Source organism: Mesorhizobium sp. M0491 (assembly GCF_040321265.1).
GTDB lineage: Bacteria > Pseudomonadota > Alphaproteobacteria > Rhizobiales > Rhizobiaceae > Mesorhizobium.
In genome coordinates this window covers 319,464-343,962 of the sequence record NZ_JAMYRE010000002.1, presented here as the reverse complement: position 1 = coordinate 343,962, position 24,499 = coordinate 319,464, and the positions used below count along the sequence as shown (strand labels likewise).

At 62.5% G+C, this 24,499-nt stretch carries 28 protein-coding genes; 11 read left to right on the top strand and 17 right to left on the bottom strand.

The window, feature by feature from the left end; translation table 11 throughout:
• Positions 1-60: 60 nt before the first annotated feature.
• From NKI69_RS03665 to NKI69_RS03630, 8 genes are all read right to left on the bottom strand, one after another.
• Positions 61-2,211: an ASKHA domain-containing protein gene (locus tag NKI69_RS03665; RefSeq protein WP_352552491.1), complete on the bottom strand. Its 2,151-nt coding sequence runs from the start codon at positions 2,209-2,211 to the stop codon at positions 61-63.
• Complete coding sequence (locus tag NKI69_RS03660; RefSeq protein ID WP_023812319.1) at positions 2,162-3,136, bottom strand: methyltetrahydrofolate cobalamin methyltransferase; 975 nt, start codon at positions 3,134-3,136, stop codon at positions 2,162-2,164. The genes NKI69_RS03665 and NKI69_RS03660 overlap by 50 nt, the downstream gene beginning before the upstream one ends.
• Before the next feature lie 141 nt (positions 3,137-3,277).
• Entirely contained in the window at positions 3,278-4,369 is a 1,092-nt protein-coding gene (locus NKI69_RS03655; protein WP_128304383.1) for a methylenetetrahydrofolate reductase, read from the bottom strand.
• On the bottom strand, positions 4,366-5,004 hold the full coding sequence (locus NKI69_RS03650) for a methylenetetrahydrofolate reductase C-terminal domain-containing protein (RefSeq protein ID WP_128304382.1): 639 nt from the start codon (positions 5,002-5,004) through the stop codon (positions 4,366-4,368). Before NKI69_RS03650 ends, NKI69_RS03655 begins: the two co-directional genes overlap by 4 nt.
• The gene (locus NKI69_RS03645) at positions 4,997-5,299 is read right to left on the bottom strand and encodes a virulence factor (RefSeq protein WP_023812316.1); all 303 of its coding nucleotides are present in this window, start codon (positions 5,297-5,299) and stop codon (positions 4,997-4,999) included. Before NKI69_RS03645 ends, NKI69_RS03650 begins: the two co-directional genes overlap by 8 nt.
• A gap of 203 nt (positions 5,300-5,502) precedes the next feature.
• Positions 5,503-6,282 (bottom strand): formyl transferase, encoded by a 780-nt coding sequence (locus NKI69_RS03640; protein WP_128304381.1) that lies wholly within the window; start codon positions 6,280-6,282, stop codon positions 5,503-5,505.
• Between the two features lie 93 nt (positions 6,283-6,375).
• Positions 6,376-6,951, bottom strand: coding sequence for a DUF4893 domain-containing protein (locus NKI69_RS03635; RefSeq protein ID WP_128304380.1), 576 nt, complete (start codon positions 6,949-6,951; stop codon positions 6,376-6,378).
• Between the two features lie 112 nt (positions 6,952-7,063).
• Positions 7,064-7,693 carry a DUF1638 domain-containing protein gene (locus NKI69_RS03630; RefSeq protein WP_128304379.1) on the bottom strand — a complete coding sequence of 210 codons (630 nt, stop codon included), beginning with the start codon at positions 7,691-7,693 and terminating at the stop codon, positions 7,064-7,066.
• Between the two features lie 62 nt (positions 7,694-7,755).
• On the opposite strand from NKI69_RS03630, the gene NKI69_RS03625 reads away from it, so the two are divergent.
• A complete protein-coding gene (locus NKI69_RS03625; protein WP_013531174.1) occupies positions 7,756-7,896 on the top strand; it encodes an entericidin A/B family lipoprotein in 141 nt (46 codons plus the stop codon).
• 84 nt (positions 7,897-7,980) lie between these two features.
• On the opposite strand, the gene NKI69_RS03620 is transcribed toward NKI69_RS03625, so the two are convergent.
• Positions 7,981-8,679 (bottom strand): cobalamin B12-binding domain-containing protein, encoded by a 699-nt coding sequence (locus tag NKI69_RS03620; protein ID WP_126069400.1) that lies wholly within the window; start codon positions 8,677-8,679, stop codon positions 7,981-7,983.
• 274 nt (positions 8,680-8,953) lie between these two features.
• Here NKI69_RS03620 and NKI69_RS03615 point away from each other — a divergent pair, with 274 nt between their 5' ends.
• The 6 genes from NKI69_RS03615 (at position 8,954) to NKI69_RS03590 (ending at position 15,512) form a co-directional block, all read left to right on the top strand.
• Positions 8,954-10,528 carry a trimethylamine methyltransferase family protein gene (locus NKI69_RS03615; RefSeq protein ID WP_128304378.1) on the top strand — a complete coding sequence of 525 codons (1,575 nt, stop codon included), beginning with the start codon at positions 8,954-8,956 and terminating at the stop codon, positions 10,526-10,528.
• An 89-nt stretch (positions 10,529-10,617) separates the two neighbouring features.
• Positions 10,618-11,313: a 4Fe-4S dicluster domain-containing protein gene (locus NKI69_RS03610; protein ID WP_128304377.1), complete on the top strand. Its 696-nt coding sequence runs from the start codon at positions 10,618-10,620 to the stop codon at positions 11,311-11,313.
• Positions 11,314-11,412: 99 nt separating this feature from the next.
• The gene (locus NKI69_RS03605) at positions 11,413-12,090 is read left to right on the top strand and encodes a FadR/GntR family transcriptional regulator (RefSeq protein WP_128304376.1); all 678 of its coding nucleotides are present in this window, start codon (positions 11,413-11,415) and stop codon (positions 12,088-12,090) included.
• Entirely contained in the window at positions 12,087-13,382 is a 1,296-nt protein-coding gene (locus NKI69_RS03600; protein WP_352552480.1) for a CynX/NimT family MFS transporter, read from the top strand. Before NKI69_RS03605 ends, NKI69_RS03600 begins: the two co-directional genes overlap by 4 nt.
• A gap of 105 nt (positions 13,383-13,487) precedes the next feature.
• Positions 13,488-14,225 carry a dienelactone hydrolase family protein gene (locus tag NKI69_RS03595; protein WP_128303953.1) on the top strand — a complete coding sequence of 246 codons (738 nt, stop codon included), beginning with the start codon at positions 13,488-13,490 and terminating at the stop codon, positions 14,223-14,225.
• Between the two features lie 108 nt (positions 14,226-14,333).
• Complete coding sequence (locus tag NKI69_RS03590) at positions 14,334-15,512, top strand: BaiN/RdsA family NAD(P)/FAD-dependent oxidoreductase (protein WP_352552477.1); 1,179 nt, start codon at positions 14,334-14,336, stop codon at positions 15,510-15,512.
• A 2-nt stretch (positions 15,513-15,514) separates the two neighbouring features.
• On the opposite strand, the gene NKI69_RS03585 is transcribed toward NKI69_RS03590, so the two are convergent.
• The 6 genes from NKI69_RS03585 to NKI69_RS03560 are packed head-to-tail and all read right to left on the bottom strand — an operon-like array spanning position 15,515 to position 17,856.
• Entirely contained in the window at positions 15,515-15,916 is a 402-nt protein-coding gene (locus tag NKI69_RS03585) for a DUF1801 domain-containing protein (RefSeq protein WP_128303955.1), read from the bottom strand.
• 41 nt (positions 15,917-15,957) lie between these two features.
• Complete coding sequence (locus NKI69_RS03580) at positions 15,958-16,350, bottom strand: VOC family protein (RefSeq protein WP_128303956.1); 393 nt, start codon at positions 16,348-16,350, stop codon at positions 15,958-15,960.
• A 29-nt stretch (positions 16,351-16,379) separates the two neighbouring features.
• Positions 16,380-16,823, bottom strand: a complete 444-nt coding sequence (locus tag NKI69_RS03575; protein WP_128303957.1) for a DUF1801 domain-containing protein — start codon at positions 16,821-16,823, stop codon at positions 16,380-16,382.
• Positions 16,824-16,834: 11 nt separating this feature from the next.
• Positions 16,835-17,056, bottom strand: a complete 222-nt coding sequence (locus tag NKI69_RS03570) for a hypothetical protein (protein ID WP_128303958.1) — start codon at positions 17,054-17,056, stop codon at positions 16,835-16,837.
• 54 nt (positions 17,057-17,110) lie between these two features.
• Positions 17,111-17,536 (bottom strand): SRPBCC family protein, encoded by a 426-nt coding sequence (locus tag NKI69_RS03565; RefSeq protein ID WP_128303959.1) that lies wholly within the window; start codon positions 17,534-17,536, stop codon positions 17,111-17,113.
• Positions 17,533-17,856 carry an ArsR/SmtB family transcription factor gene (locus NKI69_RS03560; RefSeq protein ID WP_023812297.1) on the bottom strand — a complete coding sequence of 108 codons (324 nt, stop codon included), beginning with the start codon at positions 17,854-17,856 and terminating at the stop codon, positions 17,533-17,535. The genes NKI69_RS03565 and NKI69_RS03560 overlap by 4 nt, the downstream gene beginning before the upstream one ends.
• Positions 17,857-18,011: 155 nt before the next feature.
• On the opposite strand from NKI69_RS03560, the gene NKI69_RS03555 reads away from it, so the two are divergent.
• The 3 genes from NKI69_RS03555 to NKI69_RS03545 all read left to right on the top strand — a co-directional run bounded on the left by NKI69_RS03555 (position 18,012) and on the right by NKI69_RS03545 (position 21,167).
• A complete protein-coding gene (locus NKI69_RS03555; protein ID WP_023812296.1) occupies positions 18,012-18,572 on the top strand; it encodes an RNA polymerase sigma factor in 561 nt (186 codons plus the stop codon).
• 2 nt (positions 18,573-18,574) lie between these two features.
• Positions 18,575-20,689, top strand: coding sequence for a VWA domain-containing protein (locus NKI69_RS03550; protein WP_023812295.1), 2,115 nt, complete (start codon positions 18,575-18,577; stop codon positions 20,687-20,689).
• Positions 20,690-20,897: 208 nt separating this feature from the next.
• Positions 20,898-21,167, top strand: coding sequence for a hypothetical protein (locus tag NKI69_RS03545; RefSeq protein ID WP_023812294.1), 270 nt, complete (start codon positions 20,898-20,900; stop codon positions 21,165-21,167).
• 15 nt (positions 21,168-21,182) lie between these two features.
• Here NKI69_RS03545 and bmt read toward each other — a convergent pair whose 3' ends face one another.
• Together bmt and NKI69_RS03535 are read right to left on the bottom strand one after the other, a co-directional pair.
• Positions 21,183-22,205: a betaine--homocysteine S-methyltransferase gene (gene bmt / locus NKI69_RS03540; protein ID WP_023812293.1), complete on the bottom strand. Its 1,023-nt coding sequence runs from the start codon at positions 22,203-22,205 to the stop codon at positions 21,183-21,185.
• Between the two features lie 134 nt (positions 22,206-22,339).
• Positions 22,340-23,197, bottom strand: coding sequence for a helix-turn-helix domain-containing protein (locus NKI69_RS03535; RefSeq protein WP_023812292.1), 858 nt, complete (start codon positions 23,195-23,197; stop codon positions 22,340-22,342).
• A 230-nt stretch (positions 23,198-23,427) separates the two neighbouring features.
• Here NKI69_RS03535 and NKI69_RS03530 point away from each other — a divergent pair, with 230 nt between their 5' ends.
• Complete coding sequence (locus tag NKI69_RS03530; RefSeq protein WP_031213520.1) at positions 23,428-24,438, top strand: fatty acid desaturase; 1,011 nt, start codon at positions 23,428-23,430, stop codon at positions 24,436-24,438.
• The last annotated feature ends 61 nt before the right edge of the window (positions 24,439-24,499 follow it).

Here is a 24,499-nt window from a genome sequence, read left to right as displayed (position 1 = left end):
CGATCCGGAAACATTTGCATGCAAATGAGTTTGGAAAGGCGGTGGCCTGGGCGCGGCCGCTTATTCCCGTCCACGCCTGGCGGCGTGGCCTTCGCGCGAACGCCGTCGGGGAGCGGCGTCGCCGGCAACGCCGTCCTCGCTGACCGTCTTGCGCGGCGGCAGTTTCACCGCTGCCGACAGTTTTGGGAACGGATCGACCTTGTTGGGCAGCGCCATGGCGTAGACGAAATGCTCCTGGAATTTCGGTTCCAGCGCCGTCTCGATCTTCTCGATCTTGCTGACCGTGTCCTCGATCTCGCGGCGGTAGCCGCGATTGAGCAGCGCCATGCGGGCGCCGGCACCTGCGGCGTTGCCGACGGCCGAGACCTTGTCGAGGTCGCAATCCGGGATCAGCCCGAGCACCATGGCGTATTTCGGATCGATGAAGGAGCCGAAGGCGCCGGCGAAATGGATGCGGTCGACATGCTCGGTGTTCTGCTTTTCCATCAACAGCTTGGTCCCGGCATAAAGCGCTGCCTTGGCAAGCTGAATGGCGCGCACATCGGTCTGGGTGATGGTGATCTTCGGCCCATCTTCCGTCAATGCGGCGGAGCCTTCCTTCAGCACATAGGAGAAGGTGCGGCCGTTGGCGGTGACGCGCGGCGAACGGGCCGAAAGCCCGCCGTCGATGACGCCGTCCTCGGAAATGATGCCGGCGAGATACATCTCGGCCACCACCTCGATGATGCCGGAACCGCAGATGCCGGTGACGCCGGTTGCCTGGACGCTCTCCAGGAAGCCCGGTTCGTCGGACCACAGTTCCGAGCCGATGACGCGGTATTTCGGCTCCAGCGTGTCTGGGTCGATGCGCACGCGCTCGATGGCGCCGGGTGCTGCCCGCTGGCCGCCGGAGATTTCGGCACCCTCGAAGGCAGGGCCGGTGGGCGAGGAAGCCGCAACCACCCGCTGGCGATTGCCGAGTACGATCTCGGCATTGGTGCCGACATCGACGATCAGCATCATCTCGTCCTGGCGATGCGGGCCTTCCGACAGCGTCACCGCCGCCGCGTCCGCTCCGACATGGCCGGCGATGCAAGGCAGCATGTAGAGCCTGGCGCCCTGGTTGAGCTTCAAGCCGATGTCGGATGCCTTGATATGCACGGCGCCCGAAACGGCCAGCGCAAAGGGCGCGCCGCCAAGCTCGGTCGGATCGATGCCGAGGAACAGATGGTGCATGATCGGATTGCCGACGAAGACGCTGTCCAGGATGTCGTTGCGCTGGACATTGCCTTCGGCGCAGACCTTGTCGACCAGGCCCGAGATCGCCTCACGCACGGCGACCGTCATGCCTTCGCGCCCGTCAGGATTCATCATCACATAGGAGACGCGGCTCATCAGGTCCTCGCCGAAGCGGATCTGCGGGTTCGAGGTGCCCGACGAGGCGGCGACGCGGCCCGATAGCAGCGATACCAGATGCATGGCGATGGTGGTCGAGCCGATGTCGCAAGCCAGCCCATAGGCTTCGTTCTTGAGGCCGGGCCACAGCGCCACGACGCGCGCTGTCTCTGAGTCGGCATCCTTGTAGATGGCGGCGGTCGCGGTCCAGTTGCCCTTGCGCAGGATACCTTGCACCTGCGGCAGCAGATGAAAATCGAAATCGAGGCTTTTCAGGCCCCAGTCGTGCATCAGCGCGATCTTCAGGCGGTCGAGGTCGCCAAGCGGCTTGTGCATGTCGGGCTCTTCGATCTCGACATAGCACATGCGGATCGCCGAATCGCGGGCGATGACCCTGGTGTCGGCATCCTTGCGGATGGTCTGCGCGTTGATCACGGTGTCCTGCGGCACGTCGATGACGAGGTCGCCGAGGATTTGCGCCGAGCAGGAGAGGCGGCGCCGTTCGGGCAGGCCGCGGACGCGCTCATAGCGCTCTTCCTTGGCGCCCTTGGGCGTGATGTGGTCGTTGGAAGAGGTGATCTTGTGCTTGGCGAAATTGCCTTCCTGCACTTCGATCTGGCAGCGCCCGCAGGTGGCGCGTCCGCCGCACACACTTTCGACATAGACACCAAGCTGGCGCGCGGCATCAAGCACCGGTGTGCCGACAGGAAACCGCCCGCGCTTGCCGGACGGCATGAAAAGCACGAGCGGATCGGTGATGTTTGCAGGTGAGTTCACGATTGCGCGCTTATCCTCGGCCCATCCGGGCTTCACGGCCGCCACGGCGGCGGCCGCCATTGCCGGCGCCGTCGCCCGGCGCATTGACCTGCGTCGGGGCGGCGACCGCCTGGCCGCCTTCGGCCGGCTTGTAATCCTTGTAGGTTCTGATCCAGTTGGTGCAGTTCTCGTCGGTGCCGTTCAGCACATTGGCGCCGCGCACGGCTTCCATTTCCTGCGGGCGTACCGGGTTCATGATGGCTGATGTCATGCCGGCGCCGATCACCATCGGGATGAAAGCGGCGTTGATGCCGTGGCGATGCGGCAGGCCGAAGGAGATGTTGGACAGGCCGCAGGTGGTGTTGACCTTGAGCTCCTCGCGCAGGCGACGCAGCAGCGCGAACACCTGGCGGCCGGCGTCGCCGAGCGCGCCGATCGGCATGACCAGCGGGTCGACGACGACGTCATGCGCCGGAATGCCGAAATCGGCGCAACGCTGCACGATCTTCTTGGCGACGGCGAAACGGACATCCGGGTCCATCGAAATGCCGGTCTCGTCGTTGGAGATGGCGACGACAGGCACATTGTACTTCTTCACCAGCGGCAGGATGGCTTCGAGCTTTTCTTCCTCGCCGGTGACGGAGTTGACCAGCGGACGGCCCTTGGCAACTTTGAGTGCGGCTTCGATCGCTGCGGTGACGGAACTGTCGATCGACAGCGGCAGGTCGACCAGTCCTTGCACGATCTCCAGCGTCTGCACCAAGAGGCCGGGTTCGGTCTCGTTCGGGTTAACCGAGGTGACACCGGCGTTGACGTCGAGCATGGTGGCGCCGCACGCTGCCTGCTCCAATGCGTCCCTGATGACGGTCTCGAAATTGCCCGCGATCATCTCGGCGGCCAGCTTCTTGCGGCCGGTCGGGTTGATGCGTTCACCGATCACGCAGAACGGCTGGTCGAAGCCGATGATGATTTCTCGTGTCGCCGAAGCGACGATGGTACGGGTCATGAATTCTCTCCGCCGTGATATAAAGATTTCTTTATATCGTTGTCTGTTTTCGTTCAAGCGAATGGGTGGCCGTCCGCGCTTCGCCTCGAGTTAAAGTATGTCGTTGTCCCAAAACCGGTTCCCACTTTTGGGCGACATACATCAGTGCGCGGTCTTCACCATGTCCACCTGCGTTTCGGTAATGTCGTCGTGCAAGATGCTGTCGAGCCGGTCGGCGACCATCTGGTCGTCGCGACGGATCTCACGTTTCCACGGCTGGCGGCCCCTCAGAACGCCCGATTCATCGACGATCTCGGCGACATATTCCTCCTGCCGGTAGGCCATTACGTGAACGCCGGAAACGCCTGATATTTCCTTCACCTCATTGATGATGTCGATGCAGAGCTGCTTGCCTTCCTTCTTCTGGTCCTGGGCGCCTTCCAGCCGCTTGATGACTGAATCGGGAATATGGATGCCCGGCACGTTCGAGCGGATCCATTTGGCCGTCTTGGCCGAGGCGAGCGGGCCGACGCCAACCAGGATGAAGCATTTTTCGGTGTAGCCGAGGTCGCGCACCTTTTGCATGTAGGTGCGGAACATCGGCACGTCGAAGCAATATTGGCTCTGTACGAATTGCGCGCCGGCGGCGATCTTCTTGCCCAGGCGATGCGGCCGGAAATCGATCGGCGGCGCGAACGGGTTGATCGCAGCACCCAGGAAAAGCTGCGGCGGCGTCGTCAGCTTGCGGCCGGACAGGAACTTGCCATTGTCGCGCATGATACGGCAGGTTTCCAACAGCGACATGCAGTCGAGGTCGAACACCGGCTTGGCGCCGGGCTGGTCGCCGGCCTGCACGCCGTCGCCGGTCAGGCACAGCATGTTGGCCACGCCCATGGCGGCACCACCCAGCACGTCGCCCTGGATGGCGATCCGATTCTTGTCGCGGCAGGCGATCTGCATGATCGGCGCATAGCCCATGCGGGTCAAAAGCGCACAGATACCGACCGACGACATGTGGCAATTGGCGCCCGATGCGTCGACGGCGTTGATGGCGTCGACCCAGCCATCGAAAATCTTCGCCCTGTTATAGACGTCTTCGGGATCGGCGCTGTCGGGTGGGTTGAGTTCGGTCGTCACCGCGAATTCGCCGCGCCTAAGCACGCGCTCCAGCCGGCCGCGCGAGGTGTGGCCGGGCAAGGGCTCAAGCGGCAGGTGGATGCCAGCCGGGTTCTCGTCGCGCTGGCGGCCGATCATGCCGACGCCCCGGTGTTGGCCGTCTCATTCTTGGCGGCAGCGGCCGCTTCGCGCGCGGTGGCCGCCTGCGCGGTCACCCGCAGCCAGGCCGAGGTTTCGCGCAGCGACTGGTCGACCGGCTTCTGCACGGTCAGGATCCTGTCGCCGTGCACCATGTTTTGCGAGCCTTCCCAGGCCTTGACCCAGACGCAGGGCATATCGGGCTCGACCTCGCAATTGCCGTTGGCGCGGACGCCGCCGCAAGGGCCGTTGCGCAATTGCTTGGGGCAGTTCATCGGGCACGACATGCCGGTCGAGGACAAGATGCACTGGCCGCACATGCGGCAGTCGAACATGAAGCCCTTGACGCGCTTCTCGACGAATTTGATCGGCCCTTCGACGCGGCCGTAGCCTATGCCCTTCCAGAGGGGATGGAGGAGCAGAAACATGTCGGCGAATTTGGCGTAGAACCATTCGAGCAGACGCGAATGCCTGATCGACCACAGCCGAACCGCAAAGGAACGCTGCACGCGCCGCTGCGGCGACACGTCGGCCGGCTTGTAGTCGGATTTCGGCGCTGCCTTCTTGACCAGAGTGGCTTGGGTAACCGGCTGGACAACCCTTTGGCCATCCTTGGCAGGAATGGTTTCAGACATTTTCTTTGCCGCCTGCCTTGACCAGGGCGACCAGCCGCTCGCGGTCGTATTTCGTGTCGATATCGTTGAATGCCTTCTCGACCTCGGCTTCGAGGTCATCGCCGACCGGGACGGGATCGGCCTTGCGCCATTCGGCCAGATAATCGTCGGTGCCGCCGGCGCCAGTGCGCATCGCGCACATGTCGATCGCCTCGGTGAAGCGCAGCGGCAGTTCGCGCTTGGCGTTCTGCCGGCCCTTCTTGACGATGATTTGGGCTGGGATGTCGCGCCAGTAGACGACGATCAGATCGGCCATGAATTCTCACTCCTCGATCTGCGAGCATTGCCGGAAGCGCAGTGGGGCCGCTTGTTATGGGACGACGCGCGCGCATTCAAAAGCGACGCATTTGGATGTCGTAAAATGAAAGGTGGGTTTATTCGTTTGCGGCGTGTGCTGGCGGCAGGTTCGACGCGCCGGAAGAGCCAGCGTGCGGCATGCGGATACGGGCGAGGAACTCGCTACCAGATGCCGGTTCTGAGGCCCGTCCAGACGTAGAACCAGATCGTCGGATGATACCACAGCTTCGAAGGCAGGCCGGGATCGATCGTCGTGAGTTTTCCAGCCAGTGCATCGCTGACGGCCTCGACGCAGATGTCGCGCGAGAACGCCGTCTGGCGTAGCGCGTGACTTGAGATGGTGTCGCCCTTTTTCGATCGTCCGCGCGCCTGCTTCAGCACGCCACCGGTGTCGACGCCAGCGTCGACGAGGTGGACAGTCGTGCCGAAATTCTGCGCATCGCCTGATACCAGAGCCCAATAGCCGCCATTCATGCCGCGATATTTCGGCGTGATGCCCGCATGGTAATTGAGCACCGGGCAGGGCATTTTGCTCAGCATCTCCGCCGAGATTAGTCGGCAACCGTTGAGCAGCACAACGCCTGGCCGGATCTTCTGGATTACCTGCAGGCACTCAAGCCCATTGGCCGAGGATACTTGGATGATCTCCTGGCCTGGTCGCGGCTCAACCTCCAGCTTCTCCTCGGCAATCAATCGCGCGCTATGGCCGGCCAGGAATCGCTTGCCCAACCTGCTCAGCACCATCGTGCCAAGCTGGCCCATGGCGGAGATCCAGCCTTGGCGGCGAGCCCGGCCACGCAGCAATTGCTTTTTGGATTCAGGGGTTTCGAGGACGACGCTGACAGGACCAACGCGATCGGCGATTGCATTGATCATAGCCCAGACATGCTGGCCGCCGCCGGTGACGACCACGATCCGCGTGCTGGATTCTGATGCTGCCATGGATATTGCCCCCTCCAAGCAACCCGTTCTTGATAATGGTTGGGATGCTAGGGCGTCCGGGTTAATCCTTGGTGATCAGCCTTCGATACACAGTCAGCGCTTGAATTCGATGATATCGAGCTTCGATTCGTAGTAGGGCGCCGGAAATTCGATACGCCATTCCTTGGCGCTGTTGCGGAAGGCGTAGCCGACCTGGTCGGTTTGCGGGCCGCTTCCATAGGGCTTTGCCGGATCATCCTTGACATAGAAGGAGCCGAGATAGATCGCGCGTTTCTCGCCATCGTCGAAGAAGCGGCCCTTGGTGCGCTGCGAACCGCTGATCTTTTCCAGCCGCCAGCCGGAACCGTCGTCGGTCACCTTGCACTTGAACCAGCCATAGATGACGAGCGGCAAAGGCCCGCCGGCCTTGATGGTGCGGCACCGCCAGCTGCCGGTCAGGTCCTTGTCGGAGAAGGCCACCAGCGGTTTTGCCAGCAAGGTGTCGAGTTGCTTGACCTCGGCCGGGTCGCCCGCCTTCGCCTCGGCGAGCGCTGCCTTGCGGGTCTCGCCATATTTGTCGAGCCGTGCCTTGTCGGCTGGGGTGATGAGTTTCTGCACCTCGCCGTCGGCATGAGCGGGCAGGGCGAAACAGAGGAGACCGAGTACGGCTATCAAGAGGTGAGGGGTCATCGTGCGTTTCCACGTTCGAATGGCTGGAGGGCCTGTTGCCTTGTGGCGCACAACTTACCCGTTCTCGATGGCCTGTCATCCAGGGTTGGAGCATAGCGGGTCAAGAATTGCTTCAGGCGTGTGCAGCCGCCAGCGCCATTCCGGCCGTCAGGTCGCCGTAGCCGGTTGCGCGGCGTTCATAGACGAGACCAAGCATTTTGGCGGCCTTTTCGGCGACCTTGTCGAGTTCCGGATCGTTAGTCTGTGCGAGATAGATCAGCTTCTCATAGTTGCCGAAATAGTCCTTGATCAGTTCCGGGTGCTTGTCGAGGCCGAGCGGCTTCATGAAGAAGGCGTCGAACTGCCGGCAGAGGAAGTCGGTCATGTAGAAGGACATCATGTCGTCGTCGGCGATTTTCGCATAGGCCTCCATGCCTTGATAGAAGGCAAAGCAGTGCGGGCCGGCCATGCGCTCGACACCGTGCTTCTCGCAGACCCTGTCGAGCAGGCCGCCGGTGCCGCAATCGGCATAGCCGACGAAGATGTTGCTGTAGCCTTCGGCCTTGGCCTTTTCGATTGCCTTGTCCATGGCCGGAGCGATGCGGTCCGGGTAGAAATGGAATTCCGCCGGCAGGCAGGTCAGGTCGAGGTGATCCAGTCCGAGCTGTTCCTTGACGGCCAGAACTTCACGCGCAATCATCCCGCAGGCGATGACGAGCAGCCTGTCGTCTTGATTCGGTTTCGTTTTTTGCGTCTTGGCCATGGAACCAGTCGAGCGGCCTTCGTTGTTGTGGCGCTAATTATCTATTGAGGGAGACACCGTCCATGAAACTGCTACGCATCACGCCGATTGCCATCCTGGCCTGCGCCTTGGCCCTTGCGGCTTGCGCGAACACCGTCCGTGGTGTCGGCAGGGATGTCAAATCGACTGCCAAGGCGGTCGAGGACACCGTCACCAAGCCCTGATCCGCGCGGCCTTCTCCACCATCTGGGAACAAAAAAGCCGCGCTGCAAGGCGCGGCTTCCTATTGTCCATGTCGAATTGGCCAATCAGGCCGAAGCGCGCACATTGTGCTTGCGCTTCATGTAGTCCTTGGCGGTCTCGACCGCCACCGCCGCATCGCGGCAATAGGCATCGGCGCCGACGGCCTTGCCAAACTCCTCGTTCAGCGGCGCGCCGCCGACCAGCACGACATAATCGTCGCGGATGCCCTTTTCCTTCATCGTATCGATGACGACCTTCATGTAAGGCATGGTCGTGGTCAGCAGTGCCGACATGCCGATGATGTCCGGCTGGTGCTGTTCGATCGCATCGAGATATTTCTCGACCGCATTGTTGATGCCGAGATCGATGACGTCGAAGCCAGCACCTTCCATCATCATGCCGACGAGATTCTTGCCGATGTCGTGGATGTCGCCCTTGACGGTGCCGATGACCATCTTGCCCTGCTTCGGCGCGCCAGTGGCGGCGAGCAGCGGACGCAGGATGAACATGCCGGCCTTCATCGCGTTGGCCGAAAGCAGCACTTCGGGAACGAACAGGATGCCGTCGCGAAAATCCTCGCCGACGATGCGCATGCCTTCGACCAGCGCTTCAGTCAGCACCTTGTAGGGCACCCAGCCGCGCTCGAGCAGGATGTTGGTGCCTTCCTCGATCTCTTCCTTCAGCCCGTCATAGAGATCGTCGTGCATCTGCTGCACCAACTCGTCGTCGGAAAGTTCGGAAAGGATGATCTCGTCGTCGGACATTTGTATCGAGCTCCTGCCGGCATCGCGACCATGTCGCAAGGCACACATCTTCGCGTTCATACCTAACCCGCTGAGGGCATGTATCCATAGCTGATTTGCGACTTCCCGCAAAAGGAAAGCGACCGTAACTCTCTTGGAATTCTTGTCGATTTTGCGACAGGCGTTGGCGCTGGCGGGCCGTTTCGAATAGGGTGCATGGCTACGATCTGGCAAGAAGCGGCGAGATGCAGCCGCTATGGATTCCAGACAAGAACAGATTCAGGGAAGAACCACCATGAGCGAACACGCGGCAGTCGATCAGGAAGCGTCAAACGCGCGACGTGGGCGTGGCGCCAGCGGCGGGGCTGCAGCCCGGCGGGCAGCACGTTCGGGCGGTGGCCCGGGTACGCAGCTCACCTACATCAAACGCAAGATCAACGTTTACGAGGTGCTGGACGAGGAAGGCCTGGCGATTATCGAAAAGAACACCGACACGGTGCTCGAAGAGATCGGCATCATTTTTCGCGATGACGCCGAAGCGCTGCAACTCTGGAAAGAGGCCGGTGCCGACGTCAAGGGCGAGCGCGTGCACTTTCCGAAGGGGCTGTGCCGTTCGCTGCTCAAGACCGCGCCGTCCGTCTACACTCAGCATGCGCGCAATTCCGAGCGTTCGGTGCAGATCGGCGGCAATGCCACCGTCTTTGCGCCAGTCTACGGTCCGCCCTTCGTGCGTGACCTCGATGGCGTCAGGCGTTATGCGACGATCGAGGATTTCCAGAATTTCGTGAAGCTCGCCTATATGGCGCCGTCGATCCACCATTCGGGCGGCACGGTGTGCGAGCCAGTCGACGTGCCGGTCAACAAGCGCCACCTCGACATGATCTACAGCCACATCAAATATTCCGACAAGCCGTTCATGGGCTCGGTGACCGCGCCGGAACGCGCCGAAGACACCGTCGCCATGGCCAAGATCGTGTTCGGCGACGATTTCGTCGAGAACAACACGGTGCTGACCAGCCTGATCAACGCCAACTCGCCGATGGTGTTCGACGAGACCATGCTCGGCGCGCTGAAAGTCTATGCGCGCCACAACCAGGCCTGCATCGTCACGCCGTTCATCCTTGCCGGCGCGATGAGCCCGGTGACGGTGGCCGGCACGCTGACGCAGGTCCTGGCCGAAGTGCTGGCCGGCGCCTCGTTCACGCAGCTGATCCGTCCCGGCGCGCCGGTGCTGTTCGGCACCTTCGCCTCGTCGATTTCGATGCAGTCGGGAGCGCCGACCTTCGGCACGCCGGAGCCGTCGCTGGTGTCTTATGGCGCCGCGCAGCTGGCGCGTCGGCTGGGCCTGCCGTTCCGCACCGGCGGTTCGCTCTGCGCGTCCAAGGTTCCGGATGCGCAGGCCGCCTATGAGAGCGCCAACACGCTGAACTCGACCATCCTGGCCGGCACCAATTTCGTGCTGCATTCGGCCGGCTGGCTCGAGGGCGGGTTGGCGTCCTGCTACGAGAAATTCATGATGGACATCGATCAGCTCGGCATGACGCAGAAATTCTCAGAGGGCGTCGACCTGTCGGAAAACGGCCAGGCGATGGACGCCATCCGCCAGGTCGGCCCCGGCAGCCACTATCTCGGCTGCGACCACACCCAGGCCAATTTCCAGACCGCCTTCTACCGCTCCAACATCGCCGACAACAATTCCTACGAGCAGTGGCTGGCCGAAGGCGAGAAGACCGCGCCCCAACGTGCCAACGAACTCGCCCGCCGCTGGCTGGAGAGCTACGAGGCGCCGTATCTCGATCCGAGCATCGACGAAGCGTTGCAGGACTTCATCGCCAAGAAGAAGGGGTCGATGCCCGACGCCTTCACTTGAAAGGAGCCCGAGTCAGGCGGGGCTAAAGTCGCCAACATCATCCACAAGGAAGTCTGGCGGAGCGCGTTCTCCGATCCGGTCAAGAAGGAATGATTGCCGCGGGGCGCCGGGTTGAGGACATCGCGACCGTGCTTTCGGCCCATGGCCTCATCCTGCGCGGCGGCTTCAAGTGCGGAGCGAGCGAAACCCCGTTTGCCGACCTCTCAGGTGCTCCCGTCAAATCCGTCCTGCTGGTCGGGCAGGCGGGTGCAGCGCCTTGGCCGCATTTCCTGCGCTGGATCGACAAGCAATCGCAGACCATCGCCAATCCGCTCGACACGTGGTCGCGCGAAGTGATCGGAGCCGTGGCCGAGGCATTCGGGGCGCGAGCCGTTTCCCCTTCCGACAGACCTTATCTGCCGTTTCAGCAATGGGCGATGCGGGCGGAGGGACTGAAGCCGTCGCCGCTCGGCATCCTCATGCATCCGCAATACGGGCTATGGCATGCCTATCGCGGTGCGCTGCTGTTCGAGGACGAGCTTCCGATTCAAGCCGGCGAAACGGCGCCTCACCTTTGCGATAGCTGCGTCGAGAAACCTTGCCTGAAATCTTGTCCGGCCGACGCCTATTCCGCGCAAGGATTTGCTTATCAATCCTGCCTGGCGCATGTGCGTGGAGCCGGCGGCTCGCCTTGCCGCAGCGGCGGCTGCCTTGATCGCAATGCGTGCCCCTATGGCACGGAGTATCGCTATCCGCCGGAGGTTCAGGCCTACCACATGGCGAGCTTCGCACGCGCCACCAACTGATCCATTCCCATTGCGTGGTGCTCGTTCGCTTCGAGCATCTTGACGGCAGTTAGAACCAAGCCTATTCACAAGTCATCTGATGACTTGATGAATAGGCCGATGCAACCTGCTATCCGAACCAATCTCACCGACAGCGCTACCGAGAGCCTGCGGGCTGAAATCGTCAGCGGCCGCTGGGGTGTCGGCGAGCGTATCCCCAACGAGGCAGCTCTGACCGACCTTCTGTCGGTCAGTCGGGGCACCGTCCGCGAGGCGGTGCGGGTGCTGGTCTCGCAGGGGTTGCTGAATACGCGTCAGGGCTCGGGCACCTATGTGCGCTCCGCCGTCGATACTTCTGCCGCGCTTGACCGGGTCAAACGCAGCGGCTTGCGCGATCAGTGGGAGGCGCGGGCGGCGCTGGACCTCGAGGCCGCGAGGCTCGCCGCCTTGCGTCACACGCCAGCCGACCTCGAGCGGATGCGGCAATTGCTTGCCGCGCGCGGCACCGTCGCCGACGGCGGAAGCGAAGCCTTCATCCGGCGCGATCTTGCTTTCCACAAATCCGTCGTCGCGGCGTCCGGCAACAGGGCGATGATGGAGCTTTATGACTTCTTCACCGCCGCCATCACCGAGACCATCCATGCCACCATCGACGGCGATCTGCCCGAACCGGACCACCAGGCGCATGCGGCAATCGTCGACGCCATTGCCGCGAGCGATCCCGAGCGCGCCGTTGCCGCCGTCCGAGCCTTCATGGCGCCGGTGCTTGCCCAACTTGAAAGACTGCTTTCGCAATGAACCAGAGTTTTCGTCAGCCTGATCCGAAGGCCGAGGTCGAGGGTCTGGAACTCGTCGATGCCGAGGCCGACAGCCTGCCCATGCCGCAGCCGCCTGAACTGCGCAGCCGTGCGGCGCGCATCATGCTTGGCGCAAGCCTTGTGCTGATCGCCTTCAGCTTGAGGCCGCTGTTTTCCAGCCTGTCGGTGCTGTTGCCCGAGGTGATGCAGGCAACCGGTCTTTCGACGACGGGCGCCAGCCTGCTGACGACGCTGCCCGTCCTGTGCCTCGGCCTGTTCGCGCCCTTCGCGCCAAGGCTTGCGCAGCGCTATGGAGCCGAGCGCACTTTGCTCGGGGCGCTCGCCTTGCTGGTGCTGGGAACCGGCCTGCGCTGGTTCGGTACGGTTCCCCTGCTGTTTGTCGCCACATTCCTGGCCGGTGGCGCGATTGCCATCGGCAATGTGCTGCTGCCGGGCCTGGTGAAGCGCGATTTCGCCGACAGGGCCGCTATCATGACCGGGTTCTACACCATGGCGCTCTGCGCCGGCTCGGCTGCCGCTGCCGGCTTCACGCTGCCGATCGAGCATTTTGTCACCGGTTCATGGTCGGGAGCGCTCGCTGCCTGGGCGGTGCCGACGCTGGTCGTGCTGCTGATCTGGATCCCGCAGGCGCTGGGCAGCCGTCGGCAGGTCAGTCATCGCGGCTTTCACGTCGTCGGGCTTTGGCGCGATCGCCTGGCTTGGCAGGTGACGCTGTTCATGGGGCTGCAGTCGGCACTTGCCTATTGCATCTTCGGCTGGCTGGCGCCGATCCTGCGCGAGCGCGGCTTTGACGCGGCCACCGCCGGCGCGATGGTTTCGGTGTCGGTGATGGCGCAGGTCATCACGTGCCTCGCCGTGCCATCCTTTGCGATGCGGCTGAAGGACCAGCGCGGCATCAATGTGGCGCTCGTTGCCATAGCGGTGATCGCGCTGCTCGGCATTCTCTTTGCGCCGACGTCGACGGTGCTGTTCTGGGCGGTCCTGCAAGGCATCGGGCAGGGTGGCCTGATCGCGGCTGCCATGAGCTTGATCGTGCTGCGTTCGCCGGATTCGCATGTCGCCGCGCATCTTTCAGGCATGGCGCAAGGCGTCGGTTATGTACTGGCGGCATTCGGCCCGCTGCTGGTGGGCCTGATCCGCGATTGGACCGGCAGTTTTTCGGGGACGGCGTTCCTGTTCGTCGCGCTCGGGCTTGGCGTAGCCATCATGGGGCTCGGTGCCGGCCGTGCGCTGCATGTCGGCGCGCGGACCGTGCGCGAGGGCGAGCAATAGCGTCACGCAATCCTGCACGAAATGTTGACTGCCATGCCCGGGGGAATGCCTTGCCGTATGGCCTCGCGCGGATATGTATCGCGCATCAGTCGAACGGAGCGGGCGATGACGAAACACGACCTTCAGATCAAGACCAGGGATGGTGTTGCCAATGCTGGGCTTTTCCGCTCGGCAAACGCATCTCCTGCCAAGGCCGGCGTCATTCTCTATCAGGACGCCTTCGGTCCGCGGCCGGCGCTCGACAGTATGGCCAACCGGCTGGCGAATGAAGGCTATGCGGTACTGGTGCCCGACCTATTCTACCGCAATGCGCCCTACGGGCCGTTCGACGCCAAGACCGCCTTCGCCGAGGAAAAGACCAAAATCCCGCTGATGGCGCTGGTCACCGGCACGACGCAGGACATGACCATCAGCGACAGCGGTGCGTTCCTCGATGCGCTTGCTGCCGAGGGCATCACCGGGCCGATCGGCACCGTCGGCTATTGCATGGGCGGCGGTCGATCATTGAATGCGGCTGCAACCTATCCCGAACGGATAAAAGCGGCCGCAAGCTTCCATGGCGGCAATCTGGCCAGCGACGCCGCCGACAGCCCGCATCGCAAGGCAGCCTCAATCAAGGGGCGCGTCTATGTCGGCACATCCGGCGTCGACAGGAGTTTCCCGCCGGAACAGTCGGCGCGGCTGGCCGAAGCGCTGCGGGTCGCTGAAGTCGATCATGTCATCGAGAACTATGCCGGGATGGCGCATGGCTGGTGCGTACCCGATCATAGCGTTTTCAATGCCGCCGGCGCCGAACGCCACTGGAAGCGGCTGACGACGTTGTTCGCCGAGACGCTGATCTAAGCCTTCCGCGGCTGTTCTTGCCTGTTGGCTGCCCGTCCCGTTCGCGGTATCAGGCAGCACAAGTGGCGCGGCCCCATGTGAGTGGGTCGAGCGGGAACGAATAGCCTGATGCAATCCTATGATGTCGTGATCATCGGCGCGGGTGCCGCTGGAATGATGTGCGCCGTGGAGGCGGCCAAGCGCGGCCGTTCGGTGCTGATCCTCGATCATGCGGCAATGCCTGGCGAAAAGATCCGCATCTCCGGCGGCGGCCGGTGCAATTTCACCAACATCCATGCCAGCCCGAAGAATTTTCTGTCGGGCAATCCGCATTTCTGCATTTCGGCGCTCAGCCGCTACACGCAGCGCGATTTCATCGCCCTCGTCGAACGCCACCGCATTGCCTATCACGAGAAGACACTTGGGCAGCTGTTCTGCGATGGCTCCGCACGCCAGATCATCGACATGCTGGTCTCGGAAATGCAGGGCAGGGGCGTGGAGCTGGCGCTCTCGGCCAGCGTTGAGGATGTCCGCAAAACCGTGGAGGGGTTTGCGCTCACCCTCTCCACAGGCTTGGTCACTTGCCAGTCGCTGGTCGTGGCCTGCGGCGGCAAGTCGATCCCCAAGATGGGGGCGACCGGCTTCGGCTATGAGCTTGCCGAGCGGTTCGGCCTTGCTGTTGTCGAAACGCGGCCGGCGCTGGTTCCGCTGACCTTCGACGCAAACACGCTCGAACGGCTGGCGCCGCTGGCCGGCAACGCCGTCGACGCGGAAGTCGCCTGCGGCAAGACGCGGTTTTCCGAAGCGATGCTGTTTACGCATCGCGGCGTCAGCGGACCGTCCATCCTGCAGATCTCTTCCTATTGGCGCGAGGGCGATGAAATCCGCATCGCCATGCTGCCGGGAGTTGACGTGGCGGACCTCATTCGGGTGGCCAAGCGAAGCAATGGGCGGCAAGCGGTACAGACGGTGCTGGCAAATCATCTGCCGAAGCGGCTTGCGCAGTCGATCGCCGAGCGCACCGGGATCGACGGCAACCTTGCCGATCTTTCCGACGCCCAGATGAAAACCATAACTGCCGCAGTCAATGACTGGCGCATCAAGCCTGCCGGCTCGGAGGGCTACCGCACCGCCGAAGTGACGCTGGGCGGAGTCGACACCAACGGGCTGGACCAGAAGACGATGCAGGCGAAATCCGTGCCGGGCCTGTTTTTCATCGGCGAAGTCGTCGATGTCACGGGTTGGCTGGGCGGCTATAATTTCCAGTGGGCATGGTCATCGGGCTGGGTGGCGGGGCAGGCGGCCTAGACTTACGTCCGTGGCTTCGTCCCAGCAGTCGCCTTCTTCTTCTTTTTGGCCTGGTTGTAATCGATCGCTGCGCGGACGAGGTCTTTCAAAGCACGCTCATCGAGCCTATCGCCCTCAAGGATATCGATTGCCCGCCACACCTTGCCGCCGAAACCGTTGTTGAACAGCTTGTCGGGGTCCGGCAGGCTGGCGCCATGGGAAAAGGTCAGCTTCACCTTGTCCTTGTGGGCGTTGCCGACCACGATGTTGCCGTCGAGACACCATACCGGGCTGCCCATCCACTTCCACTCCTCGACGATGTCCGGGTCGGCTGCAAGGATGGTCTTGCGGATGCGGGCGAGCGTCTCGCCGCGCCAGTCCGAGAGGCCGGCGATCAATTGGTCGATTTGTTGCGAGGGGGTCATTGGGTGCCTTCCTGTGCCTCGATACGTTCAACCGCTGCCTGTCACCAGCGCGTCAGTTGGGTGATCTGAACGAGATTGCCGCAGCTGTCGTTCATCTGGACGATGGTCGAACCGGTCACTTCGGTCGGCGGCATGGTGAACGCGCCGCCCTTCGCCTTGATGCGCTCGTAGTCGCCCTTGACGTCGTCGGTGAAGAACATGATCGCGGGCTGACCCTGCTTGAAAATGGCTTCTTGATAGGCCTTGGCGGCCGGGTTGTCGTTGAGCGCGAGCTGCAGTTCGGTCCCATCAGGCTCTTCGGCCGAGGCCACGGTCAGCCAGCGATAAGGCCCATTGCTGAAATCGGCCTTTTTGGTGAAGCCCAGCACGTCGGTGTAGAAGCGCAGTGCGTTTTCCTGGTTGTCCACATACACGCTGGTCAGCTTGATCTTCATCGCTCATTTTCCTCTGTCATAGTCGGTCATTACGGGATCCAGCCGGGCAGGGCCGCGGCCTGCTTGATCCATTCCACCATCCTCGCCTCATCGAACTGATCGTCTTCGCGGATGTCGATCCAGCGCACATCCTTGCTCTTGGCCGTGCCGCCAGGTGGGATCGGCTGCAATGAGATGCCACTGAAGAAAGTTACCTTCAAATAGTGGGTGAAGACATGGAAACTCACGAACCAGCCCTGGCCTTCGATGCCGTAGAAGGGCGAGTTCCATCGCACGGCTTTGCGGACGTCCGGCACGTTGCGCTCGATGAGCGCGTCGAGGCGTTCGCCCAGGCCGCGCTTCCAACCCGGCATCGCAGCGATATAGGCCTGCACCGGGGCGTCACCATCGCCCTTGGCGATTTGCGGGTTGCCGCCCGAGAGCAGCACTGGCGCAGCCTTGGCCTTGGTCGACTGACCCTGTGTCTTGACCATTCTGCCTACTCCTATCCGCGCGCACGCTGCGCGCCGCGTCCCTTGGCGGCATAGGGCAGCACGAACATGTACAGACCGCTGGACAGCAGCAGGAGGAGCGGCAAGAGCGGCGAGTAGACCACCCAGGCGGGAGGCTGCCCGAATGCCATGGTGGCGAAGTTGGCGATGACGGTCAGCGTAAAGATGATCGACAGCCAGCGATGAATTTGCCGAACCCACATGTTCCAGTCCAATAGTTCCTCCTGTCAAAACAGCCGACGCGGACCACCGATCCGCACCGGCAGGTTTCAATCTATCCGCGCCAGGACTTGACTCAGATTCGTAAAGTACTGCCGCCACCCGCTCGTCGCGCCCCGATACGCCTGCTCCTGATCCGGCCGGAAGCCGGACTGTTCCATGCGCAACCGGGTGCCCGTGCTGGTCGGCAGGAGAGTCCAGGTGACGACACTCTCAAGGCCATAGGCCTGCCACGTGTAGGACAGTGTCTTGTTCAGCTCGACGGCTGTTACCTGACAGTCGACAACGATGCTCACGTCAGGTTGCGGTTCCTTTCGCAGCTTGAAACGGTGGTCCACGACTGGCTGGAAGTCGTTCTTCATCAGCCATTCCTCGATGAGATGCGGCTGGGTCAGCGCGCGCCAGATTTTCTCCGGCGGATAGGGGATCTCACGTTCGACGATGACGGAGCGCGTTTCGGTCGCGATGTTGGTCATTGGTCCATTCTTTTGAGCAAATTTTCGAGATCATCGAACCGGCTCTGCCAGAACGCATTCATCTGGTTCGTCCAGTCGGTCAGCGGGGAAAGTGCTGCGAGCTGGGCGCTGTAATGGGTCTGCCGTCCTTGATGGCGGTCACGCACGAGCCCGGCCTGCCTGAGCACGCCGAGATGCTTCGACACCGCCGGCTGCGAGACCCCCGACTGAGCCGTCAGGGCACCGACCGTCTGCTCGCCTTGCCGGCACAGGCGCTCGAAGATCGCACGACGCGTCGGATCGGAGAGCGTTCTGAAGAGGACGTCGTGAGCGTTGTTCATTTTGGATCGATAACCCGGTGGCTATTGATTGACGTATAACCGCCGAGATATGGATGTGTCAAGCGGGGTGCCGGCGGTCACGATCCGGCGGTTTCCAAAAAAATCTTTCCATTGCCCCAAGGATTAGCCATTAGCCTTCGTCCAACAGGCAAATGATGGCGATGATGCTGGATGAGAGCGAAGCCTCCGACGCCGAACTGATCGGGCGGGCGAAGGGCGGAGACAGGGGGGCCTTCAGCACATTGCTGGAAAGGCACTATGACTTCGTCTATCGCGCTGCCTATCGCTGGTGCGGCAGGAAGGCCGATGCCGAAGACATAGCCCAGGAAGTCTGCGTCAGGCTGGGCAAGGCGATCCGCGACTATCGCGGCGGCGGCGCCTTCACCACATGGCTCTATTCCGTGACCCTGAACGCCGCGCGCGACATGATGCGCAAATCCGCCCGCGAGACAGTCAAGACAGAGGCCTATTGCGTCCATGCACTGATCTCGGGCGAGGCGTCGATCGAACCGGAAGACCCCGCCGAAGCGCTATGGGCCGCGGTGCGGCAATTGCCGGACAAGCAGCGCGACGCCGTGCTTTTGGTCTATGGCGAAGGATTGAGCCACGCGGCCGCCGCCGAGGCGATGGCGATCTCGGAGACGACGGTTTCCTGGCACATCCATGAAGCGAAGAAACGGCTGAAGACGCTGATGCGCGCGGCCGGGGAAGTGTGACCATGGTCGACGACAATGAACTCAACAGACTGCGCGATATCGCAGCACCGGCGCCCGCCAAGGATGCCAAGGCACGTGCCTTCGAGGCCGCCCTGCGCGCCTATGATCAGGAAAATATTTCTGCTGTCTCCCAAGGATCGGTTGGCGGGCTTCGTCTCACAGAGCGAGCACAAAAGCTCTGGAGCGAGATCATGCAAAAGAAACTTATTGCCACGCCGGCCCTTGCCGGGCTCGTCGCCCTGCCGATCGCCGGATACGCCACCTTCCATTTGCTGAGGGAACAGCCGCCCAAATTCGGCGGCGACGAGAAGATCAGCGAGACGCTGGCCGACAAGCCGACGACGGTGAAGCCGACGACCGCCGAGCCGAAGCCGGCTCGCGGCGAGTTGGAGAAGGACAAGAAGGCGGACGCCGATGTGGAAAGCCGCGACGCCACCGATGCGCTTGTGGCGCCGGCCTCGCCGCAGAAATCCGAATCGACCGTTGCTGGGGGCGCTGCACAACAAAATGCGCTGGAGCGCGGTGTGCTGGCCGAGCCTGCGCCACCGGCACCGACAGGTGAATTCGCACTGGATGGCGCTGCAAGTGTACCCAGCACCTCGCGAGCCCGCATGGCGGCGGAGTCGAAGCTGATGGCGCCGCAGCAGCCGGCTATGGCGCCGGCCGACCAGATGCTGCCGCAGGAGGAAAATCGCGACCGTATCGAGGATTTCAAGACCAATCCGGTGCATGCGGCACTCGAGGACCCGGTCTCGACCTTCTCGATCGACGTCGACACGGCGTCCTATTCCTTCGTGCGCAGTTCGCTGAAGCAAGGCACTCTGCCGCAAGCCGATACTGTTCGCGTCGAGGAGATGATCAATTACTTCCCCTATGACTGGAAGGGGCCGGACTCCGCCGCGACGCCGTTCAACTCGACCGTCAGCGTCATGCCGACGCCGTGGAACACGCAGACCAGGCTGATGCATGTCGCCATCAAGGGTTTTGACGTCAAGCCGACCGAGCAGCCGAAGGCCAATCTGGTGTTCCTGATCGATGTCTCGGGCTCGATGGACGAGCCGGACAAGCTGCCGCTGCTCAAATCGGCCTTCCGGCTGCTGGTCAGCAAGCTGAAGGCCGACGACACCATTTCGATCGTCACCTATGCCGGTGACGCCGGCACAGTCCTGGAGCCGACCAAGGCGTCCGAAAAGGACAAGATCCTCAGCGCCATCGACAATCTGACGCCCGGCGGCAGCACGGCCGGTGAGGCGGGCATCAAGGAAGCCTACAGGCTGGCGCAAAAATCCTTCGTCAAGGACGGCGTCAACCGGGTGATGCTCGCCACCGACGGCGACTTCAATGTCGGCCAGACCGATGACGACGACCTTAAGCGGCTGATCGAAAGCGAGCGCAAGAGCGGTGTCTTCCTGTCGGTGTTCGGCTTCGGCCGCGGCAATCTGAACGACCAGATGATGCAGACCATCGCGCAGAACGGCAACGGCACCGCCGCCTATATCGATACGCTGGCCGAGGCCGAAAAGGTGCTGGTCGAGGATGCTTCGTCGACGTTGTTCACTATCGCAAAGGACGTGAAGATCCAGGTCGAGTTCAACCCGAACAAGGTCTCGGAATATCGCCTGATCGGCTACGAGACCCGCGCCTTGAACCGCGAGGATTTCAACAATGACCGCGTCGATGCCGGCGACATTGGTTCGGGCCATTCCGTTACCGCGATCTATGAAATCACGCCAAAGGGCAGCGGCGGCGAGCAGATCGATCCGCTGCGCTACGGCCAGGCGTCGGTGGACAATGGCGGCGTCGCCAACGCGGACGAATATGCCTTCGTCAAGATCCGCTACAAGCTGCCGAATGAAGACGTCTCGAAGCTGATCACCACGCCGGTGACCTCGGCCAACGAGATTTCGTCCTTCGACCAGGCCAGCGCCGATCAGCGCTTCTCCGTCGCGGTTGCCGCCTTCGGCCAGAAGCTGCGCGACGAGGATGCGACCGCGAAGTTTGGCTACGACAAGATCATGGAGATCGCCACTGCCGCTCGAGGAGCCGACCCGTTTGGGTACAGGTCCGAGTTCCTTTCACTTGTGCGCCTTGCCTCGGCGCTGGGCGGTAACCGGTAGTGGTGATGACGGCCGGTTTCTTTCAGATGGGATCGTTCTGACAGGGGAAACCGACCTACGGGCGGGTGAGGCAGGCCGGCGAGGGAAATCTTGCCGGCCTTTTTTCGCGGATTTTCCGGGTCGTTAAATTGCGCGGCATTTCCGGTACTGGATGGCAACCCTCTCCTTGTTACGCAGGACAGGTGTACTGGGCTTGAGGGAGCCGAAATTGCAGATCAGGACTATCGCCAACTCGATACCCCCAGCGCCAGACGCCTCGGCGGTTTCATCGGCCCCATCATCGGAATCCAGGCGTATCAGTGACGATGTCGCGCAGGCGCGCCATACCGCCCTGTCGGCACTGACCAACGACCGGTTCCGCATCATGCTGGAACAGATCACCGACCCCAGCGCTTCAGGCGCGCTGATGACGATGCGCGGCGACAATGTGGTCGACTTCAAGTCGGCGCAGTCGAGCTACGCCGACAACAGCGAATAGTCGAAAACCGATGGGTCAGGCCCGGCTGCGGCGGCGCTCGCGGCGGGCTTCGCTGGTCTCGGCGGTGTTTTCCGTCGCCACCTTGTTGCGCATCGGACCGATGCGTTCGACGATCGCGGCAACCGTCGGACGATCCGCCCTGGTGTGCGCGTCGAGCGCCTTGCGCATGGCGGCGAGGTGCTGGAACGAGGTGCCGCAGCAGCCGCCGATAATTTTGGCGCCGCCATCGACGGCGAGCCTGACATAGTCGGCCATCAGTTCGGGTGTGCCGGAATAATGGATCTCGGTGCCGCGGAATTCGGGAATGCCGCAATTCCCCTTGACGATCACCGTCGCTTCCGGCTTCGCCTCGGTCATGTCGAGCAGCGAGGCCAGGATGTCGGAGGCGCCGACGCCGCAATTGGCGCCAACGCCGAGCGGCGCCTGCGACAGCCCGTCGGTGACGCCGTGGATATCCTTCGGCAGCAGACCCATCATGGTGCGGCCGGCGGTGTCGAAGGAACCGGTGTAGGTGTAGGGCAAGCCGACGCGGATGGCCGCCTCGGCGGCGGCGCGGATCTCGTCGGGAGCCGACATCGTCTCGATCCAGGCAACTTCGGCGCCGCCGGCCTTGAGACCCTCGATCTGTTCGGCGAAGGCGTCGACCGCCTCGTGATAGGTCATGGCGCCCAGCGGCACCAGCAATTCGCCGGTCGGGCCGACCGAACCGGCGACGATCACCTTGCGGCCGGCTCTGTCGGCGACGGCACGAGCAAGCTCGGCGGCGCGCTTGTTCAGCGCATGCGCGCGGTCCTGCGCATGGTGAAGCTTCAAACGGTGACGGGTGCCGCCGAACGAATTGGTGAGGATGATGTCTGCGCCGGCATCGACGAAATTCTGGTGCAGGCTGGTGATGGTGTCGGGCGCCGTCTCGTTCAGCAGTTCGGGCGCCTCGCCGGCCTCCAGACCCATGGCGAATAGATTGGTGCCGGTGGCGCCATCGGCCAGCAGCACGCCCTTTTCAGCCAGCAGCGCATCGATCGGGTTGGTGGTCGTCATCGGATTGGCTTTCATGTTCGAAGTCGGATAAGGATATAAAGAAGTCTTTATGTGTAGTCAATGAATAGCTAGGACGGAGTTCGCCCATGCGGCGCCTTGAGCCATGGCGCGGTGGTGATCTTGGCTGCCGAAAATCAGACAGTGCCTGTTGGGAACGACATGCCGGCCAGCCTGTGCGCAAAGCCGGACGCCTCGTGCGCATTGATGTCGGCAGCCCGGATCAGATTGTCGAAATGCTGGATCAGCGTCTGGATCGGCTGGGTGGCGTTGAGCACCAGATACATGTCGCCGACATAGATGGCGGCACGATAGGGGCCGAAGATGGTGTAGGGGATCGAATAGCGCATCCGCCCATCATAGAGAAACAGCCGGAAGGTCGGGTAGAGGTCGTCGAGCAGCGTCGCCATGTGCAGCAACTGGGCGCGCCGGTCGGCTTCGGGGAAACGGTCCCAGACACCCAGCCCGCGGGCGAAGATCTCCAGCGTGTGGCGCGGCATGCAGACTTCCATGTCGGTTTCCGGGCGCCTGTTGTAGTCGATGCGGTATTGCGTTTCTCCGGCCTGCGCCAGGCGGCTCTTGTTGGTGATGCCGGCTTCGTAGTCGACCAGCGCTTCGGTGCGCAGAAGATCGGGAATGCCGGCAGGCACGTAGCGGATCTTGGTGCCGGCCGCCTCGGCATGCCATTTGGCCAGCAGGGTGCGGTCGAAGCCGTCGGGTGCCTCCTCGATCTCCAGGCTCTCGCGGATTTCGCCGGTGAGGCCCTCGTCCTGGCTGAGACCGAGTAGCCAGTCCAGCGACACTTTGAACTCGGCGGCGATGTTGAGCAGCGTTTCGGCGCGGGGCAGGCGGGTCGAGGCGCCGGACAGCAGCTGCGATAGCGCCGAGCGGTCGATGCCGACCGCGGTCGCGAAGGCCGACTGGTTCAGGTCGGAGCGTGTCAAGAGCATTTTCAGGCGTTCGCGGAAGATCGTCGACAGGTCGCGCTTGTCCATGTGCGGGCTCCACCTCGATTGAGGAAAAATTTGCGCCGAATCGCTTCCGAGCGCGCCTCAGGCGTAAATGAATCCCTAAGTTTGTTTACAATGTATAACATGTGCGGCCGAAAATGCGCAATCGCAACAGTTTGTGCACTTTGTCTCGTTGAGTGGAATCATTTCTCCTGACACTATGCTGTCAGGAGCCAATTGGGGTTTCCGGCGACTGAGGGACAGTGGTCGATAGCATGACGAGCAAGAGCATCAGGCGACACAGCGCACCGGCCATCGAGTGGCCGACCGTGGTACTCGCCTTTTTCTGTTACGCAACTTGGCTCGCCACCGGTTTCCTGCTCTGGCCATCCTACCCCGTCCTGGCGCTCGCCATCCTGGCTTTGACCGCCGCACTGCAATCGTCGATCATGCACGAAGTGCTGCACGGGCATCCGACACGCAATGCACGGGTCAACGAAGCCTTCGTGTTCCTGCCGATCGGTCTGGTCTGGCCATTCCGCCGCTTCAAGACCATCCATCTGCGCCACCACGCCGACGAGCGGCTGACCGACCCGTTGGACGATCCAGAGAGTTATTACCAGGCGCTCTGGCAGCATGACGAGCTGCCGCCGACGATGAAATTCCTGCTCAAGATCAACAACACCATGGCCGGCCGCTTCGTGCTCGGCCCGTGGCTGTCCTGCGTCGGCTTCTTCATCGACGACGCCAAGCAGATGTTCGCCGGCGACAAGGCGATCCGCAAGGCGTGGCTGCTGCACGCGATCGGCCTTGCCGTCGTGCTGCCGATCGTCCAGTTCGGCTTCGGCATCCCGCTGTGGCTTTACATTCTCGTGCCGGTCTGGCTCGGCCAGTCGCTGATCTCGATCCGCACGTTCGCCGAGCATCAATGGTCGGAACATCCGGAAGGTCGCACGGTGATCGTCGAGCGTTCGCCGCTGTCGTTCCTGTTCCTCAACAACAATCTGCACTTCGTCCACCACAAGACCCCGACCGTGGCCTGGTACAAGCTACCCAAGCTGTTTCGTGACCGCCGTGAGGAATGGCTGCGGATGAACAATGGCTATGCCTATCCGAACTATTTCGCGCTGATCAAGGCTTACGCCTTCAAGGCAAAAGAGCCGATCGTGCACCCGGTGCTGCGGCGTCAAGCCGAGCCGGGCAGGGCCTTCAAGCCGCGCATCAGGGCGCGCAGCATCAGCGGGCTTGGCAGTGCGCCGGTTCCCGCCGAGCCGCCCAAGGAATAATCCGGCCTATCCGGGGGTCCGTGTCGGCCAATTCTGATTGGACGCCGCGTTTTTGCGATCC

Bases quoted from the DNA above. Each gene is read 5' to 3' on its own strand.
- NKI69_RS03560 (WP_023812297.1), bottom strand. From the start codon at position 17,856: ATGAACAACGCTCACGACGTCCTCTTCAGAACGCTCTCCGATCCGACG.
- NKI69_RS03605 (WP_128304376.1), top strand. From the start codon at position 11,413: ATGCAACCTGCTATCCGAACCAATCTCACCGACAGCGCTACCGAGAGC.
- NKI69_RS03600 (WP_352552480.1), top strand. From the start codon at position 12,087: ATGAACCAGAGTTTTCGTCAGCCTGATCCGAAGGCCGAGGTCGAGGGT.
- NKI69_RS03650 (WP_128304382.1), bottom strand. From the start codon at position 5,004: ATGTCTGAAACCATTCCTGCCAAGGATGGCCAAAGGGTTGTCCAGCCG.
- NKI69_RS03635 (WP_128304380.1), bottom strand. From the start codon at position 6,951: ATGACCCCTCACCTCTTGATAGCCGTACTCGGTCTCCTCTGTTTCGCC.
- NKI69_RS03580 (WP_128303956.1), bottom strand. From the start codon at position 16,350: ATGAAGATCAAGCTGACCAGCGTGTATGTGGACAACCAGGAAAACGCA.
- NKI69_RS03575 (WP_128303957.1), bottom strand. From the start codon at position 16,823: ATGGTCAAGACACAGGGTCAGTCGACCAAGGCCAAGGCTGCGCCAGTG.
- NKI69_RS03555 (WP_023812296.1), top strand. From the start codon at position 18,012: ATGGCGATGATGCTGGATGAGAGCGAAGCCTCCGACGCCGAACTGATC.
- NKI69_RS03665 (WP_352552491.1), bottom strand. From the start codon at position 2,211: ATGGCGGCCGCCGCCGTGGCGGCCGTGAAGCCCGGATGGGCCGAGGAT.
- NKI69_RS03660 (WP_023812319.1), bottom strand. From the start codon at position 3,136: ATGACCCGTACCATCGTCGCTTCGGCGACACGAGAAATCATCATCGGC.
- NKI69_RS03615 (WP_128304378.1), top strand. From the start codon at position 8,954: ATGAGCGAACACGCGGCAGTCGATCAGGAAGCGTCAAACGCGCGACGT.
- NKI69_RS03585 (WP_128303955.1), bottom strand. From the start codon at position 15,916: ATGACCCCCTCGCAACAAATCGACCAATTGATCGCCGGCCTCTCGGAC.
- NKI69_RS03595 (WP_128303953.1), top strand. From the start codon at position 13,488: ATGACGAAACACGACCTTCAGATCAAGACCAGGGATGGTGTTGCCAAT.
- NKI69_RS03645 (WP_023812316.1), bottom strand. From the start codon at position 5,299: ATGGCCGATCTGATCGTCGTCTACTGGCGCGACATCCCAGCCCAAATC.
- NKI69_RS03610 (WP_128304377.1), top strand. From the start codon at position 10,618: ATGATTGCCGCGGGGCGCCGGGTTGAGGACATCGCGACCGTGCTTTCG.
- NKI69_RS03590 (WP_352552477.1), top strand. From the start codon at position 14,334: ATGCAATCCTATGATGTCGTGATCATCGGCGCGGGTGCCGCTGGAATG.
- NKI69_RS03565 (WP_128303959.1), bottom strand. From the start codon at position 17,536: ATGACCAACATCGCGACCGAAACGCGCTCCGTCATCGTCGAACGTGAG.
- NKI69_RS03655 (WP_128304383.1), bottom strand. From the start codon at position 4,369: ATGATCGGCCGCCAGCGCGACGAGAACCCGGCTGGCATCCACCTGCCG.
- NKI69_RS03625 (WP_013531174.1), top strand. From the start codon at position 7,756: ATGAAACTGCTACGCATCACGCCGATTGCCATCCTGGCCTGCGCCTTG.
- NKI69_RS03620 (WP_126069400.1), bottom strand. From the start codon at position 8,679: ATGTCCGACGACGAGATCATCCTTTCCGAACTTTCCGACGACGAGTTG.
- NKI69_RS03550 (WP_023812295.1), top strand. From the start codon at position 18,575: ATGGTCGACGACAATGAACTCAACAGACTGCGCGATATCGCAGCACCG.
- NKI69_RS03640 (WP_128304381.1), bottom strand. From the start codon at position 6,282: ATGGCAGCATCAGAATCCAGCACGCGGATCGTGGTCGTCACCGGCGGC.
- NKI69_RS03630 (WP_128304379.1), bottom strand. From the start codon at position 7,693: ATGGCCAAGACGCAAAAAACGAAACCGAATCAAGACGACAGGCTGCTC.
- NKI69_RS03530 (WP_031213520.1), top strand. From the start codon at position 23,428: ATGACGAGCAAGAGCATCAGGCGACACAGCGCACCGGCCATCGAGTGG.
- bmt (WP_023812293.1), bottom strand. From the start codon at position 22,205: ATGACGACCACCAACCCGATCGATGCGCTGCTGGCTGAAAAGGGCGTG.
- NKI69_RS03535 (WP_023812292.1), bottom strand. From the start codon at position 23,197: ATGGACAAGCGCGACCTGTCGACGATCTTCCGCGAACGCCTGAAAATG.